At 66.3% G+C, this 24818-nt stretch carries 25 protein-coding genes; 13 read left to right on the top strand and 12 right to left on the bottom strand.

The window, feature by feature from the left end:
• Nucleotides 1-9 precede the first annotated feature (9 nt).
• Nucleotides 10-972 (top strand): ornithine cyclodeaminase family protein, encoded by a 963-nt coding sequence (locus tag HV711_RS02530; protein ID WP_035476964.1) that lies wholly within the window; start codon nt 10-12, stop codon nt 970-972.
• A gap of 182 nt (nt 973-1154) precedes the next feature.
• A complete protein-coding gene (locus HV711_RS02525; RefSeq protein ID WP_013590453.1) occupies nt 1155-1799 on the top strand; it encodes a helix-turn-helix transcriptional regulator in 645 nt (214 codons plus the stop codon).
• Here the strand turns inward: HV711_RS02525 and HV711_RS02520 are convergent.
• The 11 genes from HV711_RS02520 to HV711_RS02470 all read right to left on the bottom strand — a co-directional run bounded on the left by HV711_RS02520 (nt 1699) and on the right by HV711_RS02470 (nt 12265).
• Nucleotides 1699-2637 carry a vWA domain-containing protein gene (locus HV711_RS02520; RefSeq protein WP_014972015.1) on the bottom strand — a complete coding sequence of 313 codons (939 nt, stop codon included), beginning with the start codon at nt 2635-2637 and terminating at the stop codon, nt 1699-1701. The genes HV711_RS02525 and HV711_RS02520 overlap by 101 nt on opposite strands.
• A 44-nt stretch (nt 2638-2681) precedes the next feature.
• Nucleotides 2682-3251 (bottom strand): tetratricopeptide repeat protein, encoded by a 570-nt coding sequence (locus HV711_RS02515; protein ID WP_035476969.1) that lies wholly within the window; start codon nt 3249-3251, stop codon nt 2682-2684.
• Nucleotides 3248-4237, bottom strand: coding sequence for a vWA domain-containing protein (locus HV711_RS02510; RefSeq protein ID WP_035476970.1), 990 nt, complete (start codon nt 4235-4237; stop codon nt 3248-3250). The genes HV711_RS02515 and HV711_RS02510 overlap by 4 nt, the downstream gene beginning before the upstream one ends.
• Nucleotides 4234-5184, bottom strand: a complete 951-nt coding sequence (locus HV711_RS02505) for a hypothetical protein (protein WP_035476971.1) — start codon at nt 5182-5184, stop codon at nt 4234-4236. Before HV711_RS02505 ends, HV711_RS02510 begins: the two co-directional genes overlap by 4 nt.
• Nucleotides 5181-6053: a DUF58 domain-containing protein gene (locus HV711_RS02500; protein WP_035476973.1), complete on the bottom strand. Its 873-nt coding sequence runs from the start codon at nt 6051-6053 to the stop codon at nt 5181-5183. The genes HV711_RS02505 and HV711_RS02500 overlap by 4 nt, the downstream gene beginning before the upstream one ends.
• 3 nt (nt 6054-6056) lie before the next feature.
• Complete coding sequence (locus HV711_RS02495; RefSeq protein ID WP_035476975.1) at nt 6057-7076, bottom strand: AAA family ATPase; 1020 nt, start codon at nt 7074-7076, stop codon at nt 6057-6059.
• 51 nt (nt 7077-7127) lie between these two features.
• The gene (locus HV711_RS02490) at nt 7128-8114 is read right to left on the bottom strand and encodes a LysR family transcriptional regulator (RefSeq protein WP_028359713.1); all 987 of its coding nucleotides are present in this window, start codon (nt 8112-8114) and stop codon (nt 7128-7130) included.
• Between the two features lie 13 nt (nt 8115-8127).
• Nucleotides 8128-9006, bottom strand: coding sequence for a hypothetical protein (locus tag HV711_RS02485; RefSeq protein ID WP_035476977.1), 879 nt, complete (start codon nt 9004-9006; stop codon nt 8128-8130).
• Complete coding sequence (locus tag HV711_RS02480) at nt 9003-9914, bottom strand: substrate-binding domain-containing protein (protein WP_035476979.1); 912 nt, start codon at nt 9912-9914, stop codon at nt 9003-9005. Before HV711_RS02480 ends, HV711_RS02485 begins: the two co-directional genes overlap by 4 nt.
• 30 nt (nt 9915-9944) lie before the next feature.
• On the bottom strand, nt 9945-10364 hold the full coding sequence (locus HV711_RS02475; protein WP_013590463.1) for a c-type cytochrome: 420 nt from the start codon (nt 10362-10364) through the stop codon (nt 9945-9947).
• 83 nt (nt 10365-10447) lie between these two features.
• Nucleotides 10448-12265, bottom strand: coding sequence for a methanol/ethanol family PQQ-dependent dehydrogenase (locus HV711_RS02470; protein WP_013590464.1), 1818 nt, complete (start codon nt 12263-12265; stop codon nt 10448-10450).
• A 509-nt stretch (nt 12266-12774) separates the two neighbouring features.
• On the opposite strand from HV711_RS02470, the gene HV711_RS02465 reads away from it, so the two are divergent.
• The 9 genes from HV711_RS02465 to HV711_RS02425 all read left to right on the top strand — a co-directional run bounded on the left by HV711_RS02465 (nt 12775) and on the right by HV711_RS02425 (nt 21154).
• Nucleotides 12775-13182 carry a 4a-hydroxytetrahydrobiopterin dehydratase gene (locus HV711_RS02465; RefSeq protein WP_013590465.1) on the top strand — a complete coding sequence of 136 codons (408 nt, stop codon included), beginning with the start codon at nt 12775-12777 and terminating at the stop codon, nt 13180-13182.
• Between the two features lie 182 nt (nt 13183-13364).
• Nucleotides 13365-14393, top strand: a complete 1029-nt coding sequence (locus tag HV711_RS02460) for a beta-ribofuranosylaminobenzene 5'-phosphate synthase family protein (protein ID WP_028359710.1) — start codon at nt 13365-13367, stop codon at nt 14391-14393.
• 139 nt (nt 14394-14532) lie between these two features.
• Nucleotides 14533-15498: an NAD(P)-dependent methylenetetrahydromethanopterin dehydrogenase gene (locus HV711_RS02455; protein WP_051223898.1), complete on the top strand. Its 966-nt coding sequence runs from the start codon at nt 14533-14535 to the stop codon at nt 15496-15498.
• Between the two features lie 81 nt (nt 15499-15579).
• Nucleotides 15580-16806: an ATP-grasp domain-containing protein gene (locus tag HV711_RS02450; RefSeq protein WP_035476981.1), complete on the top strand. Its 1227-nt coding sequence runs from the start codon at nt 15580-15582 to the stop codon at nt 16804-16806.
• Nucleotides 16781-17812, top strand: coding sequence for a methenyltetrahydromethanopterin cyclohydrolase (mch, locus tag HV711_RS02445; RefSeq protein WP_035477002.1), 1032 nt, complete (start codon nt 16781-16783; stop codon nt 17810-17812). The genes HV711_RS02450 and mch overlap by 26 nt, the downstream gene beginning before the upstream one ends.
• A gap of 56 nt (nt 17813-17868) precedes the next feature.
• Nucleotides 17869-18870: an ATP-grasp domain-containing protein gene (locus HV711_RS02440; RefSeq protein ID WP_051223899.1), complete on the top strand. Its 1002-nt coding sequence runs from the start codon at nt 17869-17871 to the stop codon at nt 18868-18870.
• The gene (locus HV711_RS02435) at nt 18863-19981 is read left to right on the top strand and encodes a triphosphoribosyl-dephospho-CoA synthase (RefSeq protein WP_254604734.1); all 1119 of its coding nucleotides are present in this window, start codon (nt 18863-18865) and stop codon (nt 19979-19981) included. The genes HV711_RS02440 and HV711_RS02435 overlap by 8 nt, the downstream gene beginning before the upstream one ends.
• A 159-nt stretch (nt 19982-20140) precedes the next feature.
• A complete protein-coding gene (fae, locus tag HV711_RS02430) occupies nt 20141-20650 on the top strand; it encodes a formaldehyde-activating enzyme (protein ID WP_013342895.1) in 510 nt (169 codons plus the stop codon).
• Nucleotides 20651-20746: 96 nt separating this feature from the next.
• Nucleotides 20747-21154, top strand: a complete 408-nt coding sequence (locus tag HV711_RS02425) for a hypothetical protein (protein ID WP_014972030.1) — start codon at nt 20747-20749, stop codon at nt 21152-21154.
• Nucleotides 21155-21175: 21 nt separating this feature from the next.
• On the opposite strand, the gene HV711_RS02420 is transcribed toward HV711_RS02425, so the two are convergent.
• On the bottom strand, nt 21176-21721 hold the full coding sequence (locus tag HV711_RS02420; protein WP_013590473.1) for a dihydroneopterin aldolase: 546 nt from the start codon (nt 21719-21721) through the stop codon (nt 21176-21178).
• Nucleotides 21722-22097: 376 nt separating this feature from the next.
• Here HV711_RS02420 and HV711_RS02415 point away from each other — a divergent pair, with 376 nt between their 5' ends.
• Nucleotides 22098-24239 carry a sigma-54-dependent Fis family transcriptional regulator gene (locus tag HV711_RS02415; RefSeq protein ID WP_035480729.1) on the top strand — a complete coding sequence of 714 codons (2142 nt, stop codon included), beginning with the start codon at nt 22098-22100 and terminating at the stop codon, nt 24237-24239.
• Entirely contained in the window at nt 24236-24814 is a 579-nt protein-coding gene (locus HV711_RS02410) for a flavoprotein (protein ID WP_175144973.1), read from the top strand. Before HV711_RS02415 ends, HV711_RS02410 begins: the two co-directional genes overlap by 4 nt.
• Nucleotides 24815-24818: the final 4 nt, after the last annotated feature.

The following is a 24818-nucleotide window of genomic DNA, read 5'->3' as shown; positions in this document are numbered from 1 at the left end:
AGCAGGCACATGAGCAAGACAAACAAGGCAATTCCTCTGATCGTCGACGAGGAAACGGTTCGCCACGCGCTACCTCATCTGGACGTGCGGGTTGCGTTGACAGAGATGTTTCGCGGGCTTGCAAACGACGCGGCCGTGCAGCCGCCGCAAACCCTCACGCTCTTTCCGGCCGGTACGGGCGACTTCATCACTTACCTCGGCGCCATGGCGCACGCTCAGGTGTTCGGCGCGAAGTTGTCGCCCTATATCGTGACCGCGTCGAATCCGATCATCACGGCGTGGACCGCCTTGATGTCGATGCAAAACGGCCAGCCGCTCATGTGGTGCGATGCGGGTTTGCTCACCATCGAGCGCACTGCGGGCACCACCGCGCTCGCCGTCGATCAGCTAGCGCCGCCCGAAGCGCGCAATCTGGCGATTGTCGGCGCGGGCGCCGTCGCGCAGGCACACATTCGTCATCTTGCGTCGCTGAGACCCTGGACTGCCATTCGTGTTTTCTCGCGCGATCTGCAGGATAACGAAACAAAACGCCGGCAGATCATCACGCTCGACGAACGCGTGAGCCTCTCTACACGCATCGAAGACTGCGTGGCCGACGCCGACGTGGTCGCCCTCTGCACGTCATCGGGCACGCCCGTGCTGGCCGACGGCATGCTGCGCAAGCCCGCACTCGTCACGTCGATCAGCACGAACGTCGCCAACGCTCACGAGATTCCGCCCGCATGGCTTCCCGACATGGACGTGTACTGCGATTACCGCCGAACCACCCCTGCGAGCGCAGGCGAAATGAAGCTGGCCGCCACGTCGCACGGCTGGCATTCGCGCGACGTGGCGGGCGATCTGCCCGAGCTGGTGTCCGGCGCCGCGCCGAAGCCCTCCTACCGGAAGCACGCGTTTTTCCGCTCCATCGGACTGGGACTCGAAGACGTGGCCATCGCGTTCGAGCTGTTCAGGCATCTGAGCACCCGATAACGGCTCATGGCGCGCAAGCGGTTGCCTGCATCGCTCATGGCAAAATAACGCATGACGCGTGACGCATGACGCGATGCCCGAGTAAAACACGCGTCGTCGCGATCAGACGCAGCGCAAAGCACGAAACCGCACCGCAGCCCGACGCGTTGCGGTCCTTGCGAAACCGGAACCCACCTGTCCCTATGCGAAAGACCAAGACAACGGCCGCGCGCCGCCTTCTTCTGGATCGGTATAGCCGTGTCGCCGACGGCATCGCGCTGCTTTTTTTCCCGTACGTCGAGATCGTGATTCACGACCTGCAGAGCCAGACCGTCGCGTACATCGCAAACAATCTCTCCAAACGCGAGATCGGCGACGAATCCGCGCTGGAGGAAATCGACCACACGGTCGAGTCCGGCACCATCGGTCCGTATGAAAAAGTGAACTGGGACGGCAGGCGCATGCGCTGCGTGAGCACCGTGCTGTTCGACGACGCGGACGTTGCGGTCGGCGTGATGTGCGTGAACTACAACATCGCCGTGTTCGAGGACATCAAGCATGTCATCGACCGCGTTATTTCAGGCGCCGGCGTAGTGAAGCAACCGGAGGAACTGTTCAAGGACGACTGGCAGGAGCGCATCAACACGTTCCTTCACGCGTGGCTGCAGGAGCGGCAACTCGCGCTCAATTCGCTGACGCGCGACCATCGCCGCGAACTGGTGGAAGCACTGTGGGCCGAGGGCGCATTCAAGGGCAAGAGCGCCGCGAACTACGTGGCGAACGTGCTCGGCATGGGCCGCGCCACCGTCTATCAACATATCCGGGACCTGCGCGGCGCGGCGGCATGAAGCGCCACACGAGCAGCAGCAACGCCAGCACCGCAGGGCACCCGCGCAAATCGGTCGGCACGGTTTCGCGGTGTGCGAGCCGCGCATCCAGCATGGCGTCGCGCAGCGACTTTGCATCCGCAAGGCGCCGATAGCCGAAGCCGATCTGCTCGGCCACGGAACTCAAATAATGCCCCTGCAAGGCGGACAGTTCCTCGTGGCTCACCGCATGCGTTGCGGACGCATGCATCTGCGGGACCTGCACGACTTCGTCTGCCTGCCAGTAGCCGATGCGGTTGCCGTGCGCGTCGCTGCGCGGAATCGGCGCCGGCTGATCGCCGCCCACGCCGACCAGCCAGCCCTTCACATGCGCGGGATTGATGTCCTGCTTGAGCGCGTCCGAGGGCAAGCGCGGCGGCGCCTCCTGGCCATCCGTGACGAACAGCACGGCCGTGCTGTTGCCGATGCCCTGTGCCACCCGCACCGCCGAATACACCCCGCCCTCCGCTATACGGCTGTAGTTGGTCCAGCGCATACGTCCGTCGATCCGCTCGAGCGAGGACAGCAGCGCGTCGTAGTTGGCACAGACTTCCACGGGCGGCAGCAGCAGAAAACTGCGCTGTCCGGTAAACGCGCTCCAGCCGACTTTCGACCCGCAGGGCAATTGCCCGAGCGCTTCGCGCATCGCCGCGCGCGCGAACACAAGGCGGCTCACCGGCGCGCCGTCGAGCACGACATCCTCCACGTTCATGCTCTGCGTGATGTCGAACGTGACGACGTAGCTGGATGCATTGCGTGGCAACGCAACGGGCGGCAGCGCGAGCGAGACAATCAATAGCACGAGCGCCGCTGCCGTCATCCAGTGACGTCCTGCGAAAAAGCCGCGCACGAAGGGACTGAGGCTCACGGCAAATCCTTGCTTTCCGGATCGCGCACCTTCACGTCGTGCTGCTCCTTGACGTCGGGCGTGCCGGATGTGGAGCGCGTCTCGGGCAAGAGCCACAACGCGCGTTCGAGGTTGTAGCGCGCGTCCCAATCGTCGGGAGCGAGGCGCAGCAAGGTCCGGTAACGGGCCTTCGCTTCCTCGACCATCGGGAGCGACTCGACGGCGCCCGCAGGGCTATAGCCGATGCCCTGGCGCAAATACAGATTGCCGAGATTGAACAGCGCCGCGCGGCCCGTCTCGCTGTGCGGCTGCTCGCGTATCAGCGACTCGAAGAGCGGGCCCGCCGTATCGAAAGCGCCCTGTTTCGACAGCGCGATGGCGCGCGCGAGTCTGACTTGCGGCGCGTCGTCCATGCTGCCGACCGCGTGCGGCGCCTGTTTGGCCGCACCCTTGCTCGTTGCGACGACCTCTGCGACTGTCCGATTCACCTGCTCTGCATGCCGCCACCGCATCCAGTCGTAGGCGGCCACCGCTGCGCAGCACAGCGCGACCGTCCCGAAGATGAGATGCACCGTCGCGCGCTTCATGACCACACCCGCACCTGAAAGAGCCGCAAGGCGAGCAGCAGCACGCAACCCGCCAGCGCGGCCGCGAAGCAATAGGGGCTCAGATCTTCGCGCGGCAAACGCTCGACAAACGTCGTCAACGCATTTTGCTGCCGGTTGATTTCGGCCATTGCGTCCCTCATGGCTTTGGCATTCCCCGTCTGGAATAAACGGTAAGGTGTCTTGAGCGAAAGGAAGTAGCGATGCAGTTCAGATTCCGCCGAGGGCTCGCTGGCGGGTACCCTCGCATTCAGGTCGGGGCTGTAAATGCTGCTGCGCAAGTAGATGAAGTACAGCGCGATCTGATTGCGCAGCAGGCCTTCTTCGACGAGTTGCCGCACCCGCGCGTCGAGCTTGGCGCCGCCGTCGGATACCAGCACGATGGCGCGGCGGCCCGACGAATGCTGGTCATTGAATTCGCCGATCGCCGTGAGGAGGCCGAGGTCGAGCTGCGTGTCGGGCATGCCGCGACCCACGGCCGTACCCGCAATGGCTGCGTCGATCGCGCGATGATCGTAAGTGAACGGCATCGCGAGCAACGGGCTCGTGCCGAACATCATGAGCGCGAGGCGGTCGTTCGGCCGCTCTGTGACGAACTCCGTCAACGACGCGCGCGCCACCTTGTTCTTCGATTCCCCCGCGCTCACCTCGACGCCCCTGCTGTTGATGGGCTCATCCATGCTCGCGCTGCGGTCCATCAGAATGAGAATCTGCGCGCCGCTACCTGTGCGCAGCACCTCGCGATGCGAACGGCCTGGACCGGCGAGGCCGACGACGATCGCGAGCATCGCCAACACCGCACTGCCCTGTGCGATGCCGCCGACCCAGCGCCCAGCGCGATCCTCCGGCAGCCATGCGAGCCACGAAAACGCCAGCGTGTCGGCGCGGCGCGGCAACAGCGGCAGCAACGCAAGCGGCAGCAGTGCGAGCAGCCACGGGTGAGCGAAGTCGAGCGCCATGTCGTTCATCGCTGATGACGCTGCTCCGCGCGATACAGCGCCTCGCACAGCGTGCGCAGCGGGTAGGCGTCGGCGGATGAAGCCGGCGTAAAAAAGCGCTCCGCCGATTGCCGGTAGAACTGCTCCAGTTGTGCGCGCAACGGTTGCAGATACGGCGCGCGAGCGAACAGCGCGGGCAGCGAGCCCGCGTGCACCACGTGACCCGCCGTCTCGTTCAGCGCGCGATGCAGGCAAAGCCATGCATCCGTGGAGGTCTGCGCGGGCAGCTCGTCTGAAGGCTGCATGCGCCGCAACTGCCGCCACGCGCGGGCAAACGGCAGGCGCGCGGACTCGCGCGCGTTGCGCCAGCACCACCAGCCTGCCCACGACAACACGGTAAGCAACAACAACCCGGCAGCGAAGCCGGCTTGCCGGCGCAGCGGCGCGGTGAGCAACGGCGGCGCCAATCGGTCGGGCCGCAACGCCTGCAGATCGCCGGCATTGAATGGATTCGCGGGCGTCGCGGGCTCGATGCTGAGCGGCCACTCCGCCACCCGCAACGTCGCGCCCGCCGACGAAGTCAGCGTCAACGCCGGCAACGCGATCTGCGTGAGCGCGGTGGGCACGTTGATGACCTGGTAGTCGATCGCGAGCCAACGGCGGCCGTCGGCGTCTGTCTCGGTGCGCACGCGCCGGCGTTCGAGCCACGCATCCGTGCGGCCAAGCGAAGGCGGCGCCACCGAACCGATATCGCTGCGACCGTCCTGCAGCAGAATGCGCTGCGTAAGGACATCGCCGAGCAGGTAGCCGAACGCGCGCGGCTCCTCCACCGTCGGCTGAAACGCGGCGTTGGCTGCGGCTGCGTCGTGGGTCGACAGGAGGAATGCACACAACAACGCAGGCAACAACGAAGACAAAGGCGCGACAGCGACAACCCGCGCGGCCCCTGTGCCATGCAGCGAGCGCTCTCCTTTCATGCAACCGCCTCCAGAAAGTAGCGCGACATGGCGTCCGGATCGAAGGCGTTTTCCACGAAAAAAGGCTGGATTGCGCGCTTGCCGAAGCTTTGCGACAGTTCGGCGCGACGCCTTGCAACCCCTTCGCGCCAGCGCTCGCGCACGCCCGCGCTCAACCACAGCGTGCGCCGCGCGCCGGATTCCGCATCGCTCACCGCGAGCAGCGGGCCGCCGGCAGGCGGTGCGATTTCCGCGGCGTCCCACACGACGATGGGCACCACATACGAATGCACCAGCAAATCGAGCACAGCGGGCAACGCCTCAAGCGGCCAGTGAAAATCGGACACCAGGAAGATCAGCGACTGCCCGCCCGCCAACGCCGCCGCGACGCTTTGCAACGCGTGAGTCGCGGTGTTTTCATGCCGCACCGCGCGCTCGCTCTCGCAATTGCGCAGCATTGTCGCGAGCAAATTGCCGATACCCCGGCCAGAGCGCGGCGGCACGAACAGATCGTCGCGCGCGCGTTGATCGAAGGCGAGCATGCCCAACGGATCGCCGACACGAAACGCGCTATAGCCCAATGCCTCGACGAAGTCCGCGGCTACCGCAAGCTTCGTCCGATGCGTGCCGAAGCGCATCGACGCGGATACGTCGACCAGCACCTGCACCGGCACGGCGGCGCGCTGCAGATGCACGCGCACGAGCCATTCGGAACGCGCCGCGCGCACGCTCGCCCGCAGATCGAGCCGGCGCGGATCCGGATAGTCGAAGAGGCGCCCGTGCAGCGCGAACTCCTGGCCGGAGCCGAAGCTCGCGCCGCGATGCGAGCCGGGGCGAACCCCCGAGGCGCGCATCGGCAAACGGTAATGAAACTCCGCAATGGCACTCATGGCTCAGGGCACGGCGAGTCGGCCGACGATTTGCGCGATCAGCGCCTCGGCCAGTTCCTGGCGCCGCAATTCGTAGATCGGCGTGAAGAACACGCGGTGGCCGAGCGCGGACAGCAGCACTGCATGAATGTCCTCGGGTATCAGATGCGCGCGGCCCGCGAGCCAGGCCACCACGCGCGCCGCGCGCAACAGCGCGCTCATGCCGCGCGGACTCGCGCCCGCCAGAATGAGCCGCTCCATGTCCACGCCGTCGAGCGCGATGCCGAAGCGCTGCGGCGTTTCAGTGGCCTCCCAGATGTCCAGCACATAGCGCTCTATCGTCTCGCTCGACTGCACGCTGTGCTGGATTGCCGCGCCGATCTGGTTCAACTGCTCCCACGGCACGATGGCGGGAGACAGCCGCGCGAGCAGCCGGTCGACGTCGTGATAGTTGGCGTCGAAAACCAGAGCACGGCGCACCGCGGCGTCATCGGGTGTCGGCATGCCGAGTTCGAACAGGAAGCGGTCGCGCGCCGCCGACGCCAGCTCGAAGGTCTCTTCCTTCTCGACCTTGTTGCGATCCGCGAAGACCGTCATGTGCGGAAAGCGATATTCGCGGTCGAACGCCCATACCGAGCGTTCGGCCATCGCACGCAACAGCAAAGACTGAACCTGCGGACGCGCGCGGTTGATTTCGTTGAAGAAGAAGGTGGTGAGCCGCTCGCCGTGCCGCAGAAGCGGGCCCGGATCGATACGCGGCCGGCCTTCCGCGTCGACATACGTGTGATAGACGAGGTCGCCCGGCATCAGGTCGATCGTGCCTTCCACCCGCTCGAATTCGCCGCCCACGACACGCGCAAATGCGCGCAACACCGTCGTCTTGCCCACGCCCACGCCGCCTTCGAGCAGTACATGGCCGCGCGCAAACAGCGCCACGGTGATGAGCCGGATCACCTGCGCCTGCCCGATCACCGCGCTCGCGACTTCTTCTTCGATTTGCAGCGCGTGCAGACGCCAGTCCTGAAGCTGTTCGCTGGAACCCATCGGTGCAATCTCCTCTGGCGGGCACTGCGTGCACCGCCGCAAAAAAGCGCTTCAGGCGGACGCGTCGTCCACGGCCTTCAGCAGTCCCTTCGACTTGCCGGGCGACGGCACGAACGCCGCATACTCGCGCTCCAGATAAGCCGCGGCCTCTTCGAGCAGAAACTGGCGGAAAATCATGCAGGTCGGCGAAAGCTGCTTGGCGCGCAAATGCACGATCTGCCATGTGCGCTCGATCGGCGTGCCGTTCACATCGAGCAAGGCGATTTCCTTCGTCCGCAGTTCGAGCAGCAGCGTATGCAGCGAAATCAGGCTCACGCCCATGCCCGCCATGACTGCCTGCTTGATCGTTTCGTTACTGCCCAGCGTGACGACTTTCGCGGGCGTAAAGAGATGCTGCCGGAACATTTCCTCGGCGGCCATGCGTGTCCCAGAGCCCGGCTCGCGCACAAGAAACGTGTCGCCGCGCAGCTCCTGCAAATCGAAACGCCGCGCGCCGGCAAGCGGATGATCCACCGGCGCGATCACCACTTGCGGATGCCATGCGAGCGGCTCGGTCATGGTGTCGAGCTCGGGCGGCGGGCGCCCCATGATCGCAAGGTCGATCGCGTTGTCCTGCAACAGGCGCAGAAGCGCGTCGCGATTGCCCACCGAGAAGTGCACATCCACCTTCGGGTAGATGTGCGAGTACATCGCGAGCAGCTTGGGCGCGAAATAGGTCGCAGAACTGACTATCCCCACCGCGATCGAGCCGCTGTCGGCCTGCTTGAGCGAGGTCATCGCGTCTTCGGCGTCCTTGATCTCGCCGAGAATGCGGCTCGCGTGGTGACTGAACTTCTCGCCGGCCTCCGTCAGTGTGAGCTTGCGCGCGATGCGCTCGAAGAGGCGCAGGCCCACGGCTTCTTCCAGTTGATGGATCTGCATCGAGACCGCCGGCTGCGTCAGATGCAACTCTTCCGCTGCGCGCGCGAAGCTCGTATAGCGACTCGCCACGACGAAGATCTGCAATTGACGCAGCGTGAGCGAGCGGACGAAATTCACGGCCGCGCGCCCACTACCGGCTCGCGCTCGGCGCGTTGGAAGACTTCATAGTCTGGTGCGGCGAAAGCGGCGCACGGCTTGCGTTGGGTGCGTTGGGTGCGTTCGGCACATGCCCCGGCGGCAGCTTGCTCAACACGGCCTGAAAACTGAGCGTGCGGCTTTGCAGCGGATGCGCGAAATCGTTGTTCGCGCCCGGCACGTCCGTGCGGATCAGCGCGACCTGGCCGGGCACCGTACTCGCGATCAGAAACGTGTAACGCTTGCCGGTGTATTGCGCGAAACGTGCGGCGTTGGGGTCGTCCAGATACGGCTGAACGACGATCTGCTGCGCCTTGACGGGCTTGCCGCCCACCTCGCTCGTCACCGTTTCGATCTTCGGCCCGGCGGCGAGCGCGAGCCGCAGGCGCTGCTGGAAATAGCGGCGTTTGCCGCCTGTCAACTGCTCCATCTCGGCAATGTCGCGCTCGAGGAAATAGATGATCACCGGATTGCACTGCAAGCCGCCGTTCGGCAACGGCACCGCGCCGCGATGGTCGGACACCTGCGCGTCGCCCTTCGCATTGTCCGTGCTCGTCACCAGCACCTTGACCGTATCGCTGCCGCGCGCGGGCGGATCGGAACTCAGAAGCACATAGTCGAGCTCGGTCTGCTGCGCGATGCCGTGCAGATGATCGGTCGTGAAGATGAGCCGTTCAGCGGGGGAAATCGCGCCCGTGCCTGGCGCAGGCGCGGCCGCTTGCGCGCCGCCCGCGGCGCCCATGACAGCCGCGCCGGCCATCATGCTGATAGCGCCTATGACACTTATTGCACTCATCGCACCCGCCACGCATGCCAAGCACGCCGCGAACATGCGCCGCCGTGCGCGGTGCAAACCGCCGCGCCACGCCGTCATGGCGACGCGTCCGCGGATTTGCCCGCCGGTGCGTCGACGGGTTTCAGGAGCGGCACTTCATAGCTCGTCAGAATGCGGTCGATCTTGTCGTGATTCGCGCCGATCCACTGATCGACCTTGTCCTTCCACGCTTTCTCGCCGTAGCGCACGCCCATGGAAATCGTATAGTCGAAGCGGATGCCGGGCGTGGCCGGGAACGGCACGAGCTTCACCGAATCGCCCGAGCGCTTCGCGAAGTAGCCGGCAATCGGCCCCCACAGGAAGACGACGTCGACCTTGCCCGCCTGCAGGTCCTTCTCGACCATCTGGCCGGGGTACTCCTCGGGATCGCCGCTTTGCACCTGATAGGAGACGGCCTGATCGATCAGGTTATGCCCGAGCAGCCAGTCGACGGCAGGCGTCTGCGTAAAGATGCCGAAGCGCAGCTTGTGCAACTCATCCGGCGGCAGCTTGAGCAGATCGTCGGGCGTATTGATGCCGTCCAGCTCGGGGCGCTTTCTGAACACCATGGCATAGGTGGAGCGCAGATAGGGCTGCGTGGTCGACGTGAGGTCATAGCCTTTCGGCACGCCGATGATCAGATCGCACTTATAGGCGCCGGTTTCGGGCACCTTCTCGCGCAACGTGTGGCGCACGAAACCCATGCGCTGCGGAAAATAGGTGTACTTGAGCTTGTAGCCGAAGTCGCTTGCCATCTCGCTCGCGATGCGGTTCTCGTAGCCCTCGCCCTTGTTGTTCGACAAAGGCATGTTGTTCGGATCGGCGCAGACTCGCAGCACGCCGTCGGCGCCGTCGTTGTTGGGCAGCGCCTCGCCCTGGGCGCGGACCGCGCCGCTTGCGAGCGCTGCGTAGCACAGCGCGCCTATGACGAGCGCGGCATGCACGTGGATGGATTGGCGATGACGCATCGAGCACCTCCTGAAGTCGAGCCGCCCGCGTTATTTCGCGTCGATGGACTGCAGATCGCCGGGCTTGATCTGCCCGTCCGAACGCCCTTTCAGATAGGCGTAAAGGTTCTCCCAGTTCTTTTGCATCATCTGGCTGGAGCTGAAGTCGGGCATGCCCTTGTCGACCCGCCCGCCGAACACCGTGCGATGGAACTCATTCTTGTCGAGCGTCTTGAAGGCCTCGACGAGCGACGGACCCACCATGCCCTGCTGCTGCGCGCCGTGGCAGCGCTCGCAAGCAAGCGCGCGCCAGGTCTTCCATCCCTGGAACGTGTTGGCGTCCACCTTGCTGCCGTCGACCACCTTGTACGCCACCTGGGCTATCGCGGGATTGGTCTGGGAGTACGCGACAGGCAGCACGACGAAAAGGACGGGCAGTGCCGCCCGCAACAAGATTGATCGGCCTTTCATATGCAGATGTCTCCTCAAGAGAGGGCCGCGCCCGCTGCGTTTCATCGACGCAGGACAGACGGCGCGGCCCGATGACTCACCAGTTAGCTGTTGCCGCCCGGAATCGCGAACACGAAGAGCGTGCCGCCGAGCGCCGTGTACTTCGCAAGCTCGCGATAGCCGCCCACCGCGCCGAGGCCTTCCGTCGACTTCTCGAGTCCCGCCGCCATGCCGATGCCGGCCCAGCCTCCGATGCCCGAATACACGCCCACGTATTGCTTACCCTGATACTGATACGTGAACACGTTGCCGATAATTCCGGACGGCGTCTTGAAGCGCCACAGTTCCTTGCCGTCCTTGATGCGGACTGCCTTCAGGTAGCCTTCGAGCGTGCCGTAGAACGCAATGCCGCCGGCCGTGGCAAGCGCACCCGACCACACCGAGAACTTCTCCGGCTTGGACCAGACGATCTTGCCCTTCGCCGCATCCCACGCGATGAAGTTGCCCATCGCGTTGTTCTCGTTCGGACCGGGGTACATCGACAGCGTCGCGCCCACATATGGCTGGCCCGACACGTAGTCGACATCGAATGGTTCGTAGTCCATGCAAACGTGGTTGGTCGGCACGAGGAAGAGGCTTGAGTTCGGGTCGAACGCCGCGGGCTGCTGATCCTTCGAGCCGAGTGCCGCCGGACAGATGCCCTTCACGTTGTGATCCGAGCCCGCTGCCTGCGTCGAATACGCGGCATTGCGAATCGGCTTGCCGGTCTTCAGATCGACGCTGTCGGCCCAGTTCACGGCCGGATCGTACTTCTGCGCAACCAGCAGCTGGCCGCTCTCGCGGTTCAACGTATAGCCGAAGCCGTTGCGGTCGAAGTGAACGATGGCGGGCACTTTCTTGCCGTCGATCGTCAGGTCCGACAGGATCATTTCATTGACGCCGTCGTAGTCCCACTCGTCGTGCGGCGTCATCTGATAGACCCACTTCGCCATGCCGGTATTCAGATCGCGCGCGAAGATCGACATCGACCACTTGTTGTCGCCCGGACGCTGCGTCGGGTTCCACGTGCCCGGATTGCCGGTGCCGTAGTAGACAAGGTTCAGCTTCGGATCCCACGCATACCAGCCCCACGTGGTGCCGCCACCGAGCTTCCACTGATCGCCCTTCCAGGACTTCAGCGACGAGTCCGCGCCGACCGGCACCATCTTGCCGTCGGTGTAGGTCATCGTCTTGTCGGGGTCCATCAGCATGTCCTTGTCCGGGCCTGTGCTGTAGGCGGTCCAGACCGGCTTGCCCGTCTTGATGTCGTAGGCGATCAGGCGGCCGCGCACGCCGAACTCGCCGCCCGAGATGCCCGTCAGCACCTTGTCGCCGAATACGTGCGGCGCGTTGGTGTTGGTTTCGCCGGCCTTCGGATTGCCGTTCTGCGCAGTCCAGACGACGTCGCCGGTTTTCGCGTTCAATGCGACGAGTTTGGTGTCGGCCTGTTGCAGGAAGATCTTGCCGTCGCCGTATGCGAGCCCGCGATTGACCGTGTCGCAGCACATCACCGAGACAACGGAGTCGTCCTGCTTCGGCTGGTACTGCCAGAGGAAAGTCTGATCCTTCAGGTTGACCGCAATCACCTTGTTAGGGAACGGCGAGTGGATATACATGGTGTCGCCGATCACGAGCGGCGCGCCTTCATGGCCGCGCAGCACGCCGGTCGACATGGTCCATGCGACCTGCAGCTTGCCGACGTTGTTCTCGTTGATCTGCTTGAGTGGGCTATAGCGGTGATTCGCATAGTCGCCCGCCTGGGCCGCCCAGTTCGACGGGCTTTTCATGAGCCCGTCGAGCTGCGAATCGGCCTGTGCAACGATAGAGCTAAAGGCTGCCGACGCGAGGATCGCGAGCCCAAGAACCGTGGTGCGTAAGTTCATGTCTCCTCCAGAATGGTCTTGCTGTTCAACTCACGAATGACCACGCTACCTCGTCGCACCGGGCGCGCCTCCACGGAGCAGGGTAACGATCCGCGCCATTTCCCGATCGTTGTCAGGTTTTGCGGCGCACGACGGCCAACGCATATTCCATGCCGGTACGGCCGTCGCGCCGCCCGCTTGCGCCGCCAGAAACCGGTCCGCAAACGCCGCGCGTACACCGAACCACGCTGCGCGCGGCGCGCCGGGCGGGTTCGAGATCGAACGGCGGCGCGCGCATGAAACGGCAAGCGCGCGCGATACAGTGCGGTGGTGTCACGCGGTGGCACCACCGGATCGCGGTATGTGGCACATACTGTGTCATGGCCCGATACGAAGCGTGTCCGTCCCGAGGCACGCCGCGCACGAGCCGCTTTCCCATGCGACGCGGTCCGCGTGCCAGTCGCACGGCGCATCAAATGCAGCGCAACATGAGGTTTCCCGATCGATCCAACATTCGCGGAGCAACGATCATGGCAAGCACAGAAAAGGTCTATTCCGACGACGAGATCCAGCAACGTCTCGTCGGTCCGCTGCAGCACTGGTATCTCGAAGACGGCTGGCTGCGGCGCAAATACCGCACTGAAGGCTGGAAGGGAACGCTGATGGTCGTGAACGCAGTGGGGCATCTCGCGGAAGCCGCGTGGCATCACCCGGATCTGACGGTCTCCTATGCATTTGTGATCGTGAAGCTGAAGACGCATTCGGCCAAGGGCATCACCGACAAGGACTTCGCGCTCGCGAGCAAGATCGAGTCGTTCATCCACTGGCAGCCGGCGACCGAAGGCGGTCCACTGGAAGGCACGCCGGGCGACGACCAGCGTTTCCGCTATATCAAGTACGACGCGCCGAAGCCGTCGCAGGCCGCGGAGAACGCTTGACACGCGTATCGCGCGGCCGCGCTGGTACGCCTTTCGCTTGAGGTGCTGCGCCGCGCCGCCGCGACGCTTGCACGGCGCACGTGCCGCTGCGATGACGCCAGCGGCGCACGAGGCTCAACAGGCTCGCCGGGCTCGATCCGCATCGAGCCCCGTCGGGCCACGCACGATCAAGGACACTCGCGATGCAGCTTCACGTTCGCCGTCTTCCGCCTGACGCCACCGTAACGGTCGATGCCCCCGCGCGGCTGCATCTCGGCTTTCTCGATCCGAACGCGTCGCTCGGGCGTGCGTTCGGCAGCGTCGGACTCGTGATCGACGGCGGCGGCACGCGTGTCGAAGCGCGGCTCGCCGAGCGCGACAGCATCGGCGGCGCACTGTCGGATGCGGAACGCGAGCGCGTCGCCATCTGTGTCGAGCGGCTGCATGCCGCCTACGATCCGACGCCCGTGGCGATCGAAGTCAGGCAGACGCCGCGTGCGCATACCGGCCTCGGCTCGGGCACGCAGCTTTCGCTCGCGGTCGGCCTCGCGTTCGCGCGCCTCCTCGGTCACGTCGCGACAACGTCCGAACTGGCGAGCCTGCTCGGCCGCGGTGCGCGCTCGGGCATCGGCGTGCTCGGCTTCGATTCCGGTGGCCTGCTGGTGGACGGCGGCCCGTCCGGCGATCTGCATCCCAACGTGCCGCCGCTGCTCGCACGCCAGCCGTTTCCGGAGAACTGGCGGGTGCTGCTCGTGAGCGACACCGCCCGCGAAGGTCTGCACGGCGCAGAGGAACGGCGCGGCCTCGCGGCACTCGCGCCGTTTCCGCAGCGGCTCGCCGCACATCTGTGCCACCTCGTGCTGATGAAGATCCTGCCGGGCGCCGCCGAGCGCAACATCGTGCCGTTCGCGCACGGCTTGACGGAGATGCAGCAGACCATCGGCGAATATTTCGCGCCCGTGCAGGGCGGCGTGTTCGCGAGCCCGGGCGTCGAGCGTGCGCTGCGCGCCGTGGCTGCAGAGCGCACCGCGGGCATCGGCCAGAGTTCATGGGGGCCGACCGGCTTTGCGATTCTCGGCAGCGCGCGTGACGCAGAAGCCGCGCTCGCCACAGCACGCGAGGCGACACGCGGCATGCCGCACATCGAATGCACGATCGCGAGCGGCCGCAATCGCGGCGCGACCGTACGCTCCGATCAGGCGCGGCACCACACACGCATCGACGCGGCATGAGCTGCTTTGACTCTGCGCCCCAGTCGCTGAACCGCGCCGCGCACGACGCAAGGCCCGCCCATGCACACGGCGACGCGGCCGCACGCCTTCGCGCCGCTCTCGCGCAGTCCAGACATCGCCACTGAAACGAGCCCCTGCCATGTCCGACACCATCGACAAACCCGCCGATAAACTCGCCGAAAAACCCGCGGAACGGCCGTACATCCTGCACATGTTGACGGCCACGCCGCAGATGAGCCCGTTTGACGTCAACATGGCCGCCGACGCCGGCTACCAGGTCATCGTGCCGTACTGCAACGTCGACGCCGGCATGGTCGCCAACCTCACGCAGGACGCGATCTTTTCGCGCGGGCCCAAAGGCGTGGCGCGCACCGGCATTTTTATCGGCGGACGCGACGTGATGCTCGCCGCCGACATGCTCGACACCGCGCGCAAGGCCATGGTGCCGCCATTCGAAGTCTCCGTATTCGCCGATCCGAGCGGCGCCTACACGACCGCCGCCGCGCTCGTCGCGCTCGCCGAGCGGCATCTCGCGAAGGCGTACGGCATGGAACTCGGCGGCAAGCGCGTGCTGATCCTCGGCGGCACCGGAGCGGTCGGCCGCGTGGCGGCGGCCATGGCGGCCTCGCTCGGCGCGGACGTGTCCATTGCAAGCCATTCCGACGCCGGGCGCGCCGCGCGCGTGAGCGACGAGCTCAATCGGCGCTTCCAGATCGTGACGAAAGGCGTGGGCACGTCGACGCCCGCCGAACTGCACGCGCTGCTCGGCGACGCCGAGATCGTGCTCGCGACCGCCGTCGCCGGCGTGCAGGTGGTGAGCCGCGACGACCTCGCCCACGCGCGCCATCTGCTGATCGCCGCCGATGTCAATGCGGTGCCGCCCGAAGGCATTGCCGGCGTCAACGTGATGAACGACGGCAAGCCGATCGACGGCGTGTCGACGGCGGGCGGTGCGATCGGCATCGGCGCGCTCGCCATCGGCAATGTCAAATATCAGGTCGAGCACCGGCTCTTCACACGGATGCGCACGGGCGGCAAGCCGGTGTACCTGAGTTTTCCGCAGGCGTTCGACGAGGCCCGCGCCGTCGCGGCCGGTCTCGGTTGAGCGGCGCGCCGTGCGAGAGCTTCCGTACCCGCCACGCATGACACGTTATTTCAGCGGCATGATGCCGTTGCCGGAGCAGCCATGATTTCGCGTCCATCTACAGCGCGTGCGCCGTTCGTCGCGGTGGCGGGACTCTCCGTGCGGATGCTCGCGCAGTCCGCCGCGCGCGCGGGCCTGCGCGTCGTCGCGCTCGACCTGTTCGGCGACCGCGACACGCGCGAGGCCTCCGAGTTGTGGTTCGACATTGGCGGCGGCGGGCTCGCGATCGACCCGGCGCGGCTCGCGGAGGCGCTCGCGCGCTGCGCGCGCCTGCCGGGCATGCTCGGCTGGATCGACGGCAGCGGGCTCGAACCGTTCGTCGCCCGTTTGTGCAGTGCGGCGGGCCTGCCGCGCTTCATCGGCAATCCGGCCGAGGCGAGCGCCCAGGTGCGCGATCCGCGGCGTTTTTTTGCGCTGCTCGACGAGCTCGGCATTGCGCATCCGCCGGTTGCCTTCACGCGACCCGCCGCGCCGCAGGGCTGGCTCGTGAAGCGCGCGGACGGCTGCGGCGGGACGCATGTGGAGCCGCTCGCCTCGCTCGCGGCGCACGAGCTTGCGGAGCAAGCGTATTTCCAGCGACAGCGCCGCGGCCGCGCGATGTCGGCGCTGTTTCTGGCCGCGCGCGGCCGCGCCCGCGTGATCGGCTTCGCGCAACAGCTCACCTGCACGATGGGCACGCTGCCCTTCGTTCACGCGGGATCGGTCGGGCCAGTCGACCTGCCGGCCGCCGTCGAAGTGCGCGTGCGCGCGGCCATCGCGGCGTTGTGCGCGCGGGTCGGGCTCTGCGGCATCCACAGTTGCGACTTTCTGCTTGACGGCGAATCGTTCGAAGTGCTCGAAATCAACACACGTCCGTCGTCGACGATGACGCTCTATGAAACGGCCGCGCGCGAAGCGTGGCCGCACGGGTTGCTCGCCTGCCATCTCGACGCGTGCCGCCACGGCCGCCTGCCGCCCGAACCGGCGCCCGCGACGTGCCGCGCCGGCCAGCGGGTGCTGTTCGCGCCGCACGCGTTCGAGGCGTCGCAGGCATTCAGCGACGCCTGCATGCGCGATCCGCATTGCCGCGACGTGCCGATGCCCGGCACCCGGCTCGAGGCGGGCCAGCCGGTCTGCACGCTGCTCGTGCAGGCGCCTTCCGTGGATGCGGTCCGGCACGCGCTCGACGCGCATCACGCGCTGGTGGTGCAGCGAATCGAAACCTGCCGGGAGCCTTCTGCTCCATCTTCCCATGAGTCCGACCGTGCCCTCCTCCAGTGCCACTCCTGACCCTGCCCGCGCGCCGCTCGCGGATGCCGCCGCGCTGAGCGTCAACGCGCTCAGCGAACGTCTCGTCACCCGTCTCGTCAACGATGCGCCGCGTTTTCGCGTCGCCGTGAGCCGCATGGAAAGCGGCACCGTCCTCGTCGACGCGGGCGTGACCGCGCCGGGCAGCGTCGCGGCGGGCGTGCTGATCGCGCGCATCTGCATGGGCGGCCTGGGCCATGTGAGCGTGCGCGAGAGTCTGGATGCAAGGCCGCTGTGGCCGAGCACGATCGAGGTGCGCACTTCGTGGCCGGTGCTCGCGTGCCTTGCCAGCCAATACGCGGGATGGAGCCTCGCGGCCACCAAAGAACAGACCGGCGGCAAGAAGTTTTTCTCGCTCGGCTCAGGTCCTGCGCGCGCGCTCGCCGTCAAGGAGCCGCTCTTTGCGGAGCTCGGTTATCGCGACCGTCATGAGCGCGGCGCGCTGGTGCTCGAAGTGGACCGGATGCCGCCGCAGGTGATCATCGACAAGGTGCTGAACGATTGCGGCCTCGCGCCGGAGCGCCTGACACTTGTCACCACGCCGACACACTCTGTGGCGGGAACGGTGCAGGTAGTGGCGCGCGTGGTGGAGGTGGCGTTGCACAAGACGCACGTGCTCGGCGTGGCACTCGACGAAGTGGTCGAGGCCGGCGGCTCCGCGCCGCTGCCGCCGCCCGCGCCGGACGGCATTCAGGCAATGGGCCGCACCAACGACGCGATCCTCTACGGCGGCCGCGTGCATCTCACGGTGAAGCACGATGCAGCGGCAAGACAGCTCGCCGCGGAACTGCCGGCGTCGAACTCGCGCGACCACGGCCGTCCGTTCGCGGACATTTTCACGTCGTTCAACTACGACTTCTACCAGATCGATCCCGCGCTGTTCGCGCCCGCGGAGGTCTGGGTGAGCAGCCTCGAAAGCGGCGCCACCTATCACGGCGGCGCCGTGAACGCGGATTTGCTGCATGCTCAGTGGAGCGGCAAGCCGTGAACCGGCCTTCCACAGTCGCGTGCGGCGAACCGGACGACGGCACCGATACATCGCGCGTGCATGCCCCGCTGCGCATCGCGATCATGACCGACGAAACCGGCTGGCACACCGGCCGCCTCAAAAAAGCGTTTCGCGCGCGTGGCGCCGAGGCGCGCTGCGTCGATCTCGCCGACTGCCGCATCGATACGACATGGCAGCCGCACGGGCTCGTGCTGCCGGGCTTCGGCCACACGCTGCCCGACGCTGTGTTCGTGCGCGGCATTGCCGGCGGGACGTTCGAGCAGGTCACGCTGCGCCTCGGCATCCTGCATGCGCTGCGCGAAACGGGCGTGCCGGTCTATAACGACGCGCGCGCGATCGAGCGCAGCGTCGACAAATCGATGACGAGCTTTTTGCTGCACCGCCACGGCGTGCCGACGCCCGCGACGTGGGCGGGCGAATCGGCGGCGGTCGCGCAACGCGTGCTGATGCGCGAGGCCGCGGCCGGACGCCAGGTCGTGCTCAAACCGCTGTTCGGCTCGCAGGGCCACGGGCTCAAGCGGCTGGGCGCGCGCCGCGCGGCGCCTGTCCTGCTCGCGCCGCTGCCTTCGCTGAAACCTTATCGCCAGGTGGCGTATCTGCAGCGTTATATCGACGCAGGCCGCGCGGGCTTCGACTGGCGCGTGCTGGTGATTGGCGGACGCGCGGTGGCGGCGATGCGGCGCGTCGGCGGCAAGGGGTGGATTCATAACTTCGCGCAAGGCGCGACCTGCGAGGCGGCGGAACTGGACGCGCCGCTCGCGCTCACCGCCGTGCGCGCCACCGAGGCGCTCGGCCTCGACTACGCCGGCGTCGACCTGATTCCCGATCCGGACGATCCCGCCCGTCCGCTCGTGCTCGAAGTGAACGGCGTGGCGGCGTGGCGCGGCCTGCAATCGGTCACGCCGGTCGATGTCGCGGCGGCGCTCGTCGACGACCTGCTGTTTCGCAAGCTGCCGGCGCAGCGCGGTGCGCTCGCGGCTCCTGCGAGTGAAAGCGGCGAGGCGGCCGTCGTCGCGCTGCGTGGCCGCCATGGCTGAGCCGGGCGGCGGCTCGCGGTCGCCGGGCGCCTCAGTGCCTCCGGCGCATTCGGACGCTTCAGCCGACGCCCGCCGCCCCGCCGATCAACGCATTCGCGCCGCATTCGTCACCGCCTGCCGTCTCGACGTCGACACGCCGAAGCCCGGCAACGTGAGCGCGGACAGTGAAGGCCACGGCATGAGCGCGGCGCAGTTCATCGCAAGCGCCGAGGCCGCGGCCGATGCGCTGCTCGCGCCCGGCGCGCCAGTGGGCCAACGCCTGCTCGATGCGGTGACGCGCACGCGCGCCACTGTGGGCTGCAATACGAACCTCGGCATCCTGCTGCTCGTGGCTCCGCTTGCGGCAGCGCTCGAAGAAGCTGCGCGCCCGCTGTCGGCGCAAACATGGCAGGCGGCGACCGAACGCGTGCTGGCCCGGCTCGATATCGAGGACGCGCGCCTCGCGTATCGCGCGATCGGGCTCGCCAATCCCGGCGGTCTCGGCGACGCGCCGGAGCAATCCGTGCACGATGCGCCGACCGTCGGCCTGCGCAACGCGATGGTGCTCGCCGCTGGGCGCGACAGCATCGCGCGTCAATATGCGGGAGGGTTTCGCGACATCTTCGAAACCGGCCTCGCCGCGCTGCGGGAACTTACTGCCGGCCAACCGGGCACGGCTGCGCCGAGTGCTGCGGCAGCGACTGCGTTCGTCGCCGGTCGGGTCGCGGCTCGGGTCACCGCTCCGGCCGCCGCGTCAAACAACACGCCGGACACCGCGCGAGCCACAACGCCAGACGCCGCACTAGCCACCACGCAAGCCGCCGCCCTCAACGTGTTCCTCACCTTCCTCGCCGCATGGCCCGATTCGCACATTCTGCGTAAGTACGGCGCGGCGGTGGCGCAGAGTGTCACGCTTGCGGCACGCGCGCAGCACGCGCACTGGCGCAGCGCGCTACGCGAAACGGGTCCGGCCGCGGCGCGCGCGCCGCTCGATGTGTGGGATGCCGAACTGAAAGCCGCCGCCATCAATCCCGGCACGAGCGCGGACCTGACCGTGGCGACGCTGTTCGTCGCGTTGTGCCTCGACGAGCCGGGCAACGCAAGCGCCACTGAACGCGCACCCGAGGCGTAACGCGCCGCCTATCCGCACGAAACCGCAGGACATTGGCACGGATTCTGTTAGTGAATGCCATCGTGCATCAACCGCCGCCGGGCGCGCGCGGACCAGGCGCGTCACAGGCGGCATGTCAGTCAGTCGGCAAGTCCCCATTCCACTCATCGGAGGAACAGCATGGCCAAGATCAATCGCGTCCTGATAGGAGAGTCGCTCGTCGGCGACGGCAACGAGGTCGCACACATCGACTTGCTGATGGGACCGCGAGGTTCCGCTGCGGAAACCGCATTCTGCAATGCGCTCACCAACAATAAGGATGGCTTCACATCGCTGCTCGCGGTGGTCGCGCCGAACCTGCTCGCGAAGCCGAACACGATTCTCTTCAACAAGGTGACCATCAAGGGCGCGAAGCAGGCCGTGCAGATGTTCGGCCCGGCGCAGCACGCGGTCGCGCTCGCCGTCGCGGACAGCGTCGAGGACGGCACAATTCCCGCGGACGAGGCCGACGACCTCTTCCTGTGCGTCGGCGTCTTCATTCACTGGCAGGCGGAGGACGACAAGAAGATTCAGGAGTACAACTACAAGGCCACGCGCGAAGCGATTCAGCGCGCGGTGAGAGGCGAACCGACGGCTGCCGAGGTCGTGTCGAAGAAGAGCAGCGTCGCCCACCCGTTTGCACCGAACTGACGGCTCGCGGCCCGCGTGCGCGCAAAGCGGAAGCGCTGGCGCGCCGCGCGGGCCTTTGCACTGCGCAGTGGTGCCATTGCTCTCAAGAGGGATGAGATGACCCTACGATGTCGCGCGCTCGCGGCCTCTGCCTGCCTCGCGCTAGCCACGCCGCTCGCCTTCGCGGCCGGCGATGCGCCCGAAGCCGCGTCCCCGGCGGGAGGCTACAACTACCCGACCACGGGCCGCGTCGAATACGTGCTCACCTGCATGGACGAGAACGGGCACGATTTCGCGAACGTCTACAAATGTTCGTGCGTGATCGACAAGATGGCGACGGCACTGCCCTACGACGAATTCGTCGACCAGTCCACCTTTTCCCGATATGCGACGCTCGGCGGCGAAGGCGGCGCCGAGTTCAGAGTCGACCACGCGAAGGCGCAGACGAAGAAATTCCGCACCTTGCAAGCCGACGCTTACCGCAGTTGCGGGCTCGGCAGCGACAAGACAGCCGCGGCGAAATAGCGGGTGCGGTTCAGCGCGCGCTCAGCTCGGAATCAACCCCTCGCCCAGCGACGCATAATTCGCGAGACCATTCTGCGCATCCGCAGCTTTCGGCATGTCGCTGCGCTGCCGCTCGATCTGCACGCCCACGGCCGCGACGTCGTCGAACTTGGCCGGCTTGGCGAGCGCCACGCGTACCCAGTGCGCGCCGAAGTCGTTGATCAGGAGCCGCGCCACCGCCTCGGCCAGCGCCTCGAGCAGGCGCACGCCGTGCGACGCGAGGAGCGCGTGCAGCGCGCCGCGCACCGCTGCATAGTTGATGGTGTCCTCGATACGATCGGTTGCGCACGCACGGATCGCGGGGACGCCGATCGCGAGATTCATCCGCACCGGCTGCGGCACGTGCAGCTCGCTGCTGTCGATCCCTATAATCGTCTGACCGACGAAGTTTTCGATGAACACAATGTCCATGCGGCCCGCCGACGCCGACGGCGCCTCGGAAGGCGCGCCCCACGGCGCTGCGCGGGGCGCGGGCGCCTCGGCGGCAACAGAAAAGCTGGCGAGGCGAATGGTGTCGATACGGTCCATGGTGTACTCCGCCGCATAGCGGCAACAAGTTAAAAGACGCAACCCGGGTAAACGCAAGTCGTGGGGCAGCGGGTGCGGCACAGCGTGGGTTCCATCAAAGCAAAAAGCGGGCACACCTTGTACTATTGATGCGACTTCGTATTGAACACGAACGACATCGGGCGTAGAGTTTTAAGCCGACGCCTGACAACAGACCCAGGCAGTACTCGTAGCAGGCGGATTACTCAGTGCGCATACGGACCCAGAAGCCGCGGCGCGAGGGGATGACATTATCGATAAGCGGCACGCGTAGACGCGCAAGGCAAGCCACGCGAGGGCAACACGACGCAAGGCCACGCACTTCGCGCATGAATGCGCCGCAACGGAGACGAACCCCATGTCGTTGCTCGCTGACAGCTCCATGCACGTCCGTGAAATCCTCAACGTCGTCAACAATCAACTGGCGACGCGGCCGACAAGCGAGCCCGTCGCTCAGTCGTGGGCGCGCTGTGTCAATGAATTCCAGCTCGATCCTTCCCGCTTTGTCACGCCGCCCATCCTGACGGAGTACGAACTAAACGCGCGCCGCGACGCAATGGGCGATCTGATTGCGTGTTCGAAGCTGGAAATGACCACGCTCTATCAACAGCTCGCCGACCCCGAACTCGCGGTGGTACTGGTCGACTCGGGCGGCGTGATCGTGCATCAGGTTTCTTCAGTGCCGTTTGCCGAGGCCGTCGCCGCCGACGGCTTTCGCGTCGGCGCCCTGTGGAGCGAGCGCGAAGCCGGCACGAACGGCATGGGCACCTGCCTCGCCGAACGCGACTGCATTGCCGTATGCCAGCATGAGCACTTCTATCCGCGCTATACGTCGCTCACCTGCTCCGCCGCGCCGATTTTCGACGACAGCGGCGAGATTGCCGGCGTGCTCGACGTGACGAGCCGCTCGAAGCTGTTGCAGCAACATTCGCTCGTGCTCGTCGGCATGTCGCGGCAGATGATCGAGAACCGGCTCATCGACGCGCGCTACCGGCACGCGAACATGATCCACTTTCACAGCCGCCCGGAATTCGTCGGCACGCTGCACGGCGGCAAGCTTGCGGTCGCGGACGACAGCACCGTGCTCGCCGCGAACCGCAGCGCGCTGTTCCAGCTCGGCTTCCGGTCGCTGAACGAATTGCGCGGACGGCGCATCGAGGAGGCGTTCAACGCGTCGCTCGAGGATATGATCGCGCGCAGCATTCGCGGCTCGTTCCACCCGATTACGGTGTACAGCGCGAACGCGACCAACCGCTTCTTCCTGATCGCGCAAACCGCGCAAAATGCCGCCGCGCGCGGCGCGCGCGTGGCGGTCGCGGCGCCCGTGCCGCGGGCGGGCGCGCCCGAGAAGACCGACAGGCGGTCGCCCCCGGCGCGGCTCGACGAGATCGCGCATCTGGAATTCGGCGACCCGCGCATGGCCTCGCAGATTCAGCTCGGCGCGCGCGTGGTGCAGCGCAAGATTCCGATCATCCTGCGAGGACAGACCGGAACCGGCAAGGAAGTGTTTGCGCAGGCGCTGCACAGCATCAGTCCGCTTTCGTCGGGGCCGTTCGTGCCGGTGAATTGCGCGTCGCTGCCGGAGAATCTGATCGAGAGCGAGCTGTTCGGCTATCGGGCCGGCGCGTTCACCGGCGCGCAGCGCGAGGGACGGCGCGGCAAGATCGTGCAGGCCAACGGCGGCACGCTGTTTCTCGACGAAATCGGCGACATGCCGCTCGCGCTGCAGGCGCGGCTGCTGCGCGTGATCGAAGAACACGAGGTCACGCCGCTCGGTGCGGAGACGACCGTCAAGGTCAATTTCCAGCTGATCAGCGCGAGTCACCGCAACCTGCTCGAACTCGTGCACAGCGGGCTATTCCGCGAGGATCTGTATTACCGGCTGAAGGGCGTCGAACTCAATCTGCCGCCGCTTGCGGAGCGCGTCGACAAGCTTCCGCTGATTCATCATCTGCTCGAAGCCGAGACCGACGGCGATCCGCCCGAGTTGACGCGGGAAGCCGAGCAAGCGTTGCTGAGCTATGCATGGCCCGGCAATATCCGTCAGTTGCGGCACGTGTTGCAGATGGCGATTGCGCTGTGCGACGGGCAACCTATCCGTTGCGAAGATCTGCCGGCCGAGGTCACGCAGCGCGCGCCGCAGGGAGCGCCGGTTGCCGCGTCGCCGGCGGCGGCGCAGCCTGTCCCGCATGCCGACGACGACGCTGATCTTTCCGCGCTCAATGCGATCCAGCTGAATGAACGCGAGACCGTGCTTGCGTTGCTGGAGGAAAATCGCTGGAACGTGAGCAACGTGGCGAAGGCGCTCGGCATCAGCCGCAACACGCTCTACCGGAAGATGCGGCGGCTGCATATCCGTCTGTCGCACGACGGCTCGGGCGGCGACGGGACCGAAGCCGACGAGGCGGCTGACGACATGGCGTCCGACGCGGCGGCGGCCGATTCTGCGGCCGGCAGCCCATCGCCGGGCGACATTTCCTCTCACGCGCATCACGCATGACCGAGGCGCCCGCTCGCAATCTTGCGGACTTCAAGCCCGATGCGCGCTTCGCGTGGTGCGTGACCGGCTCCGGGCATTTGCTCGATGAGTCAATCGAACTCGCGCTCGCGCTGCCGCGCACGGACCTGTTTCTTTCCGCCGCCGCCGAAGAAGTGCTGCCGCTATACGGTTGGAAGCTGCCGCGCCTGCGCGAGCGCTTCAACGTGTTCCGCGACAAGAGCGCGAGCGGCGTGCCGGTGGGCATGCTGTATCACGGCATGTATCACACGGTCATCATTGCGCCGGCCACCAGCAACACGGTGGCGAAGTGCGCGTTCGGCATCTCCGACACGCTGCCCACCAACATGTACGCGCAAGCGGGCAAGCAGTGCATTCCGGGCATTGTCTTTGCATGCGACACCGAACCGACCGTCGTGACCCAAAGCCCTAACGAATGGGTCGAGCTGCGGCCGCGGGCTATCGAGCTCGACAACGTGGAGCGCCTGTCGCGCTTCGAGTACACGACGGTCGTGCGCTCGCTGGATGAATTGAAGGCGGCGCTCGAGCAACGGCTCGCGGTGCTTGATATCGCATGAAATC

Origin of the sequence: Paraburkholderia phenoliruptrix, from assembly GCF_902859825.1 — a bacterium.
GTDB classification, from domain to species: Bacteria; Pseudomonadota; Gammaproteobacteria; order Burkholderiales; family Burkholderiaceae; genus Paraburkholderia; species Paraburkholderia phenoliruptrix.
Note: the sequence above shows the minus strand (reverse complement) of the source record. Positions and strands in the feature narration are given on the sequence as shown.

Coding starts and splice junctions, on each gene's coding strand:
- HV711_RS02465 (WP_013590465.1), top strand. CDS start 12,775: ATGGCAAGCACAGAAAAGGTCTATTCCGACGACGAGATCCAGCAACGT.
- HV711_RS02500 (WP_035476973.1), bottom strand. CDS start 6,053: ATGAGTGCCATTGCGGAGTTTCATTACCGTTTGCCGATGCGCGCCTCG.
- HV711_RS02420 (WP_013590473.1), bottom strand. CDS start 21,721: ATGGACCGTATCGACACCATTCGCCTCGCCAGCTTTTCTGTTGCCGCC.
- fae (WP_013342895.1), top strand. CDS start 20,141: ATGGCCAAGATCAATCGCGTCCTGATAGGAGAGTCGCTCGTCGGCGAC.
- HV711_RS02415 (WP_035480729.1), top strand. CDS start 22,098: ATGTCGTTGCTCGCTGACAGCTCCATGCACGTCCGTGAAATCCTCAAC.
- HV711_RS02455 (WP_051223898.1), top strand. CDS start 14,533: ATGTCCGACACCATCGACAAACCCGCCGATAAACTCGCCGAAAAACCC.
- HV711_RS02510 (WP_035476970.1), bottom strand. CDS start 4,237: ATGAACGACATGGCGCTCGACTTCGCTCACCCGTGGCTGCTCGCACTG.
- HV711_RS02495 (WP_035476975.1), bottom strand. CDS start 7,076: ATGGGTTCCAGCGAACAGCTTCAGGACTGGCGTCTGCACGCGCTGCAA.
- HV711_RS02480 (WP_035476979.1), bottom strand. CDS start 9,914: ATGCGTCATCGCCAATCCATCCACGTGCATGCCGCGCTCGTCATAGGC.
- HV711_RS02410 (WP_175144973.1), top strand. CDS start 24,236: ATGACCGAGGCGCCCGCTCGCAATCTTGCGGACTTCAAGCCCGATGCG.
- HV711_RS02470 (WP_013590464.1), bottom strand. CDS start 12,265: ATGAACTTACGCACCACGGTTCTTGGGCTCGCGATCCTCGCGTCGGCA.
- HV711_RS02515 (WP_035476969.1), bottom strand. CDS start 3,251: ATGAAGCGCGCGACGGTGCATCTCATCTTCGGGACGGTCGCGCTGTGC.
- HV711_RS02475 (WP_013590463.1), bottom strand. CDS start 10,364: ATGAAAGGCCGATCAATCTTGTTGCGGGCGGCACTGCCCGTCCTTTTC.
- HV711_RS02425 (WP_014972030.1), top strand. CDS start 20,747: ATGACCCTACGATGTCGCGCGCTCGCGGCCTCTGCCTGCCTCGCGCTA.
- HV711_RS02460 (WP_028359710.1), top strand. CDS start 13,365: ATGCAGCTTCACGTTCGCCGTCTTCCGCCTGACGCCACCGTAACGGTC.
- HV711_RS02530 (WP_035476964.1), top strand. CDS start 10: ATGAGCAAGACAAACAAGGCAATTCCTCTGATCGTCGACGAGGAAACG.
- HV711_RS02525 (WP_013590453.1), top strand. CDS start 1,155: ATGCGAAAGACCAAGACAACGGCCGCGCGCCGCCTTCTTCTGGATCGG.
- HV711_RS02485 (WP_035476977.1), bottom strand. CDS start 9,006: ATGACGGCGTGGCGCGGCGGTTTGCACCGCGCACGGCGGCGCATGTTC.
- HV711_RS02505 (WP_035476971.1), bottom strand. CDS start 5,184: ATGAAAGGAGAGCGCTCGCTGCATGGCACAGGGGCCGCGCGGGTTGTC.
- HV711_RS02435 (WP_254604734.1), top strand. CDS start 18,863: ATGGCTGAGCCGGGCGGCGGCTCGCGGTCGCCGGGCGCCTCAGTGCCT.
- HV711_RS02520 (WP_014972015.1), bottom strand. CDS start 2,637: ATGACGGCAGCGGCGCTCGTGCTATTGATTGTCTCGCTCGCGCTGCCG.
- HV711_RS02450 (WP_035476981.1), top strand. CDS start 15,580: ATGATTTCGCGTCCATCTACAGCGCGTGCGCCGTTCGTCGCGGTGGCG.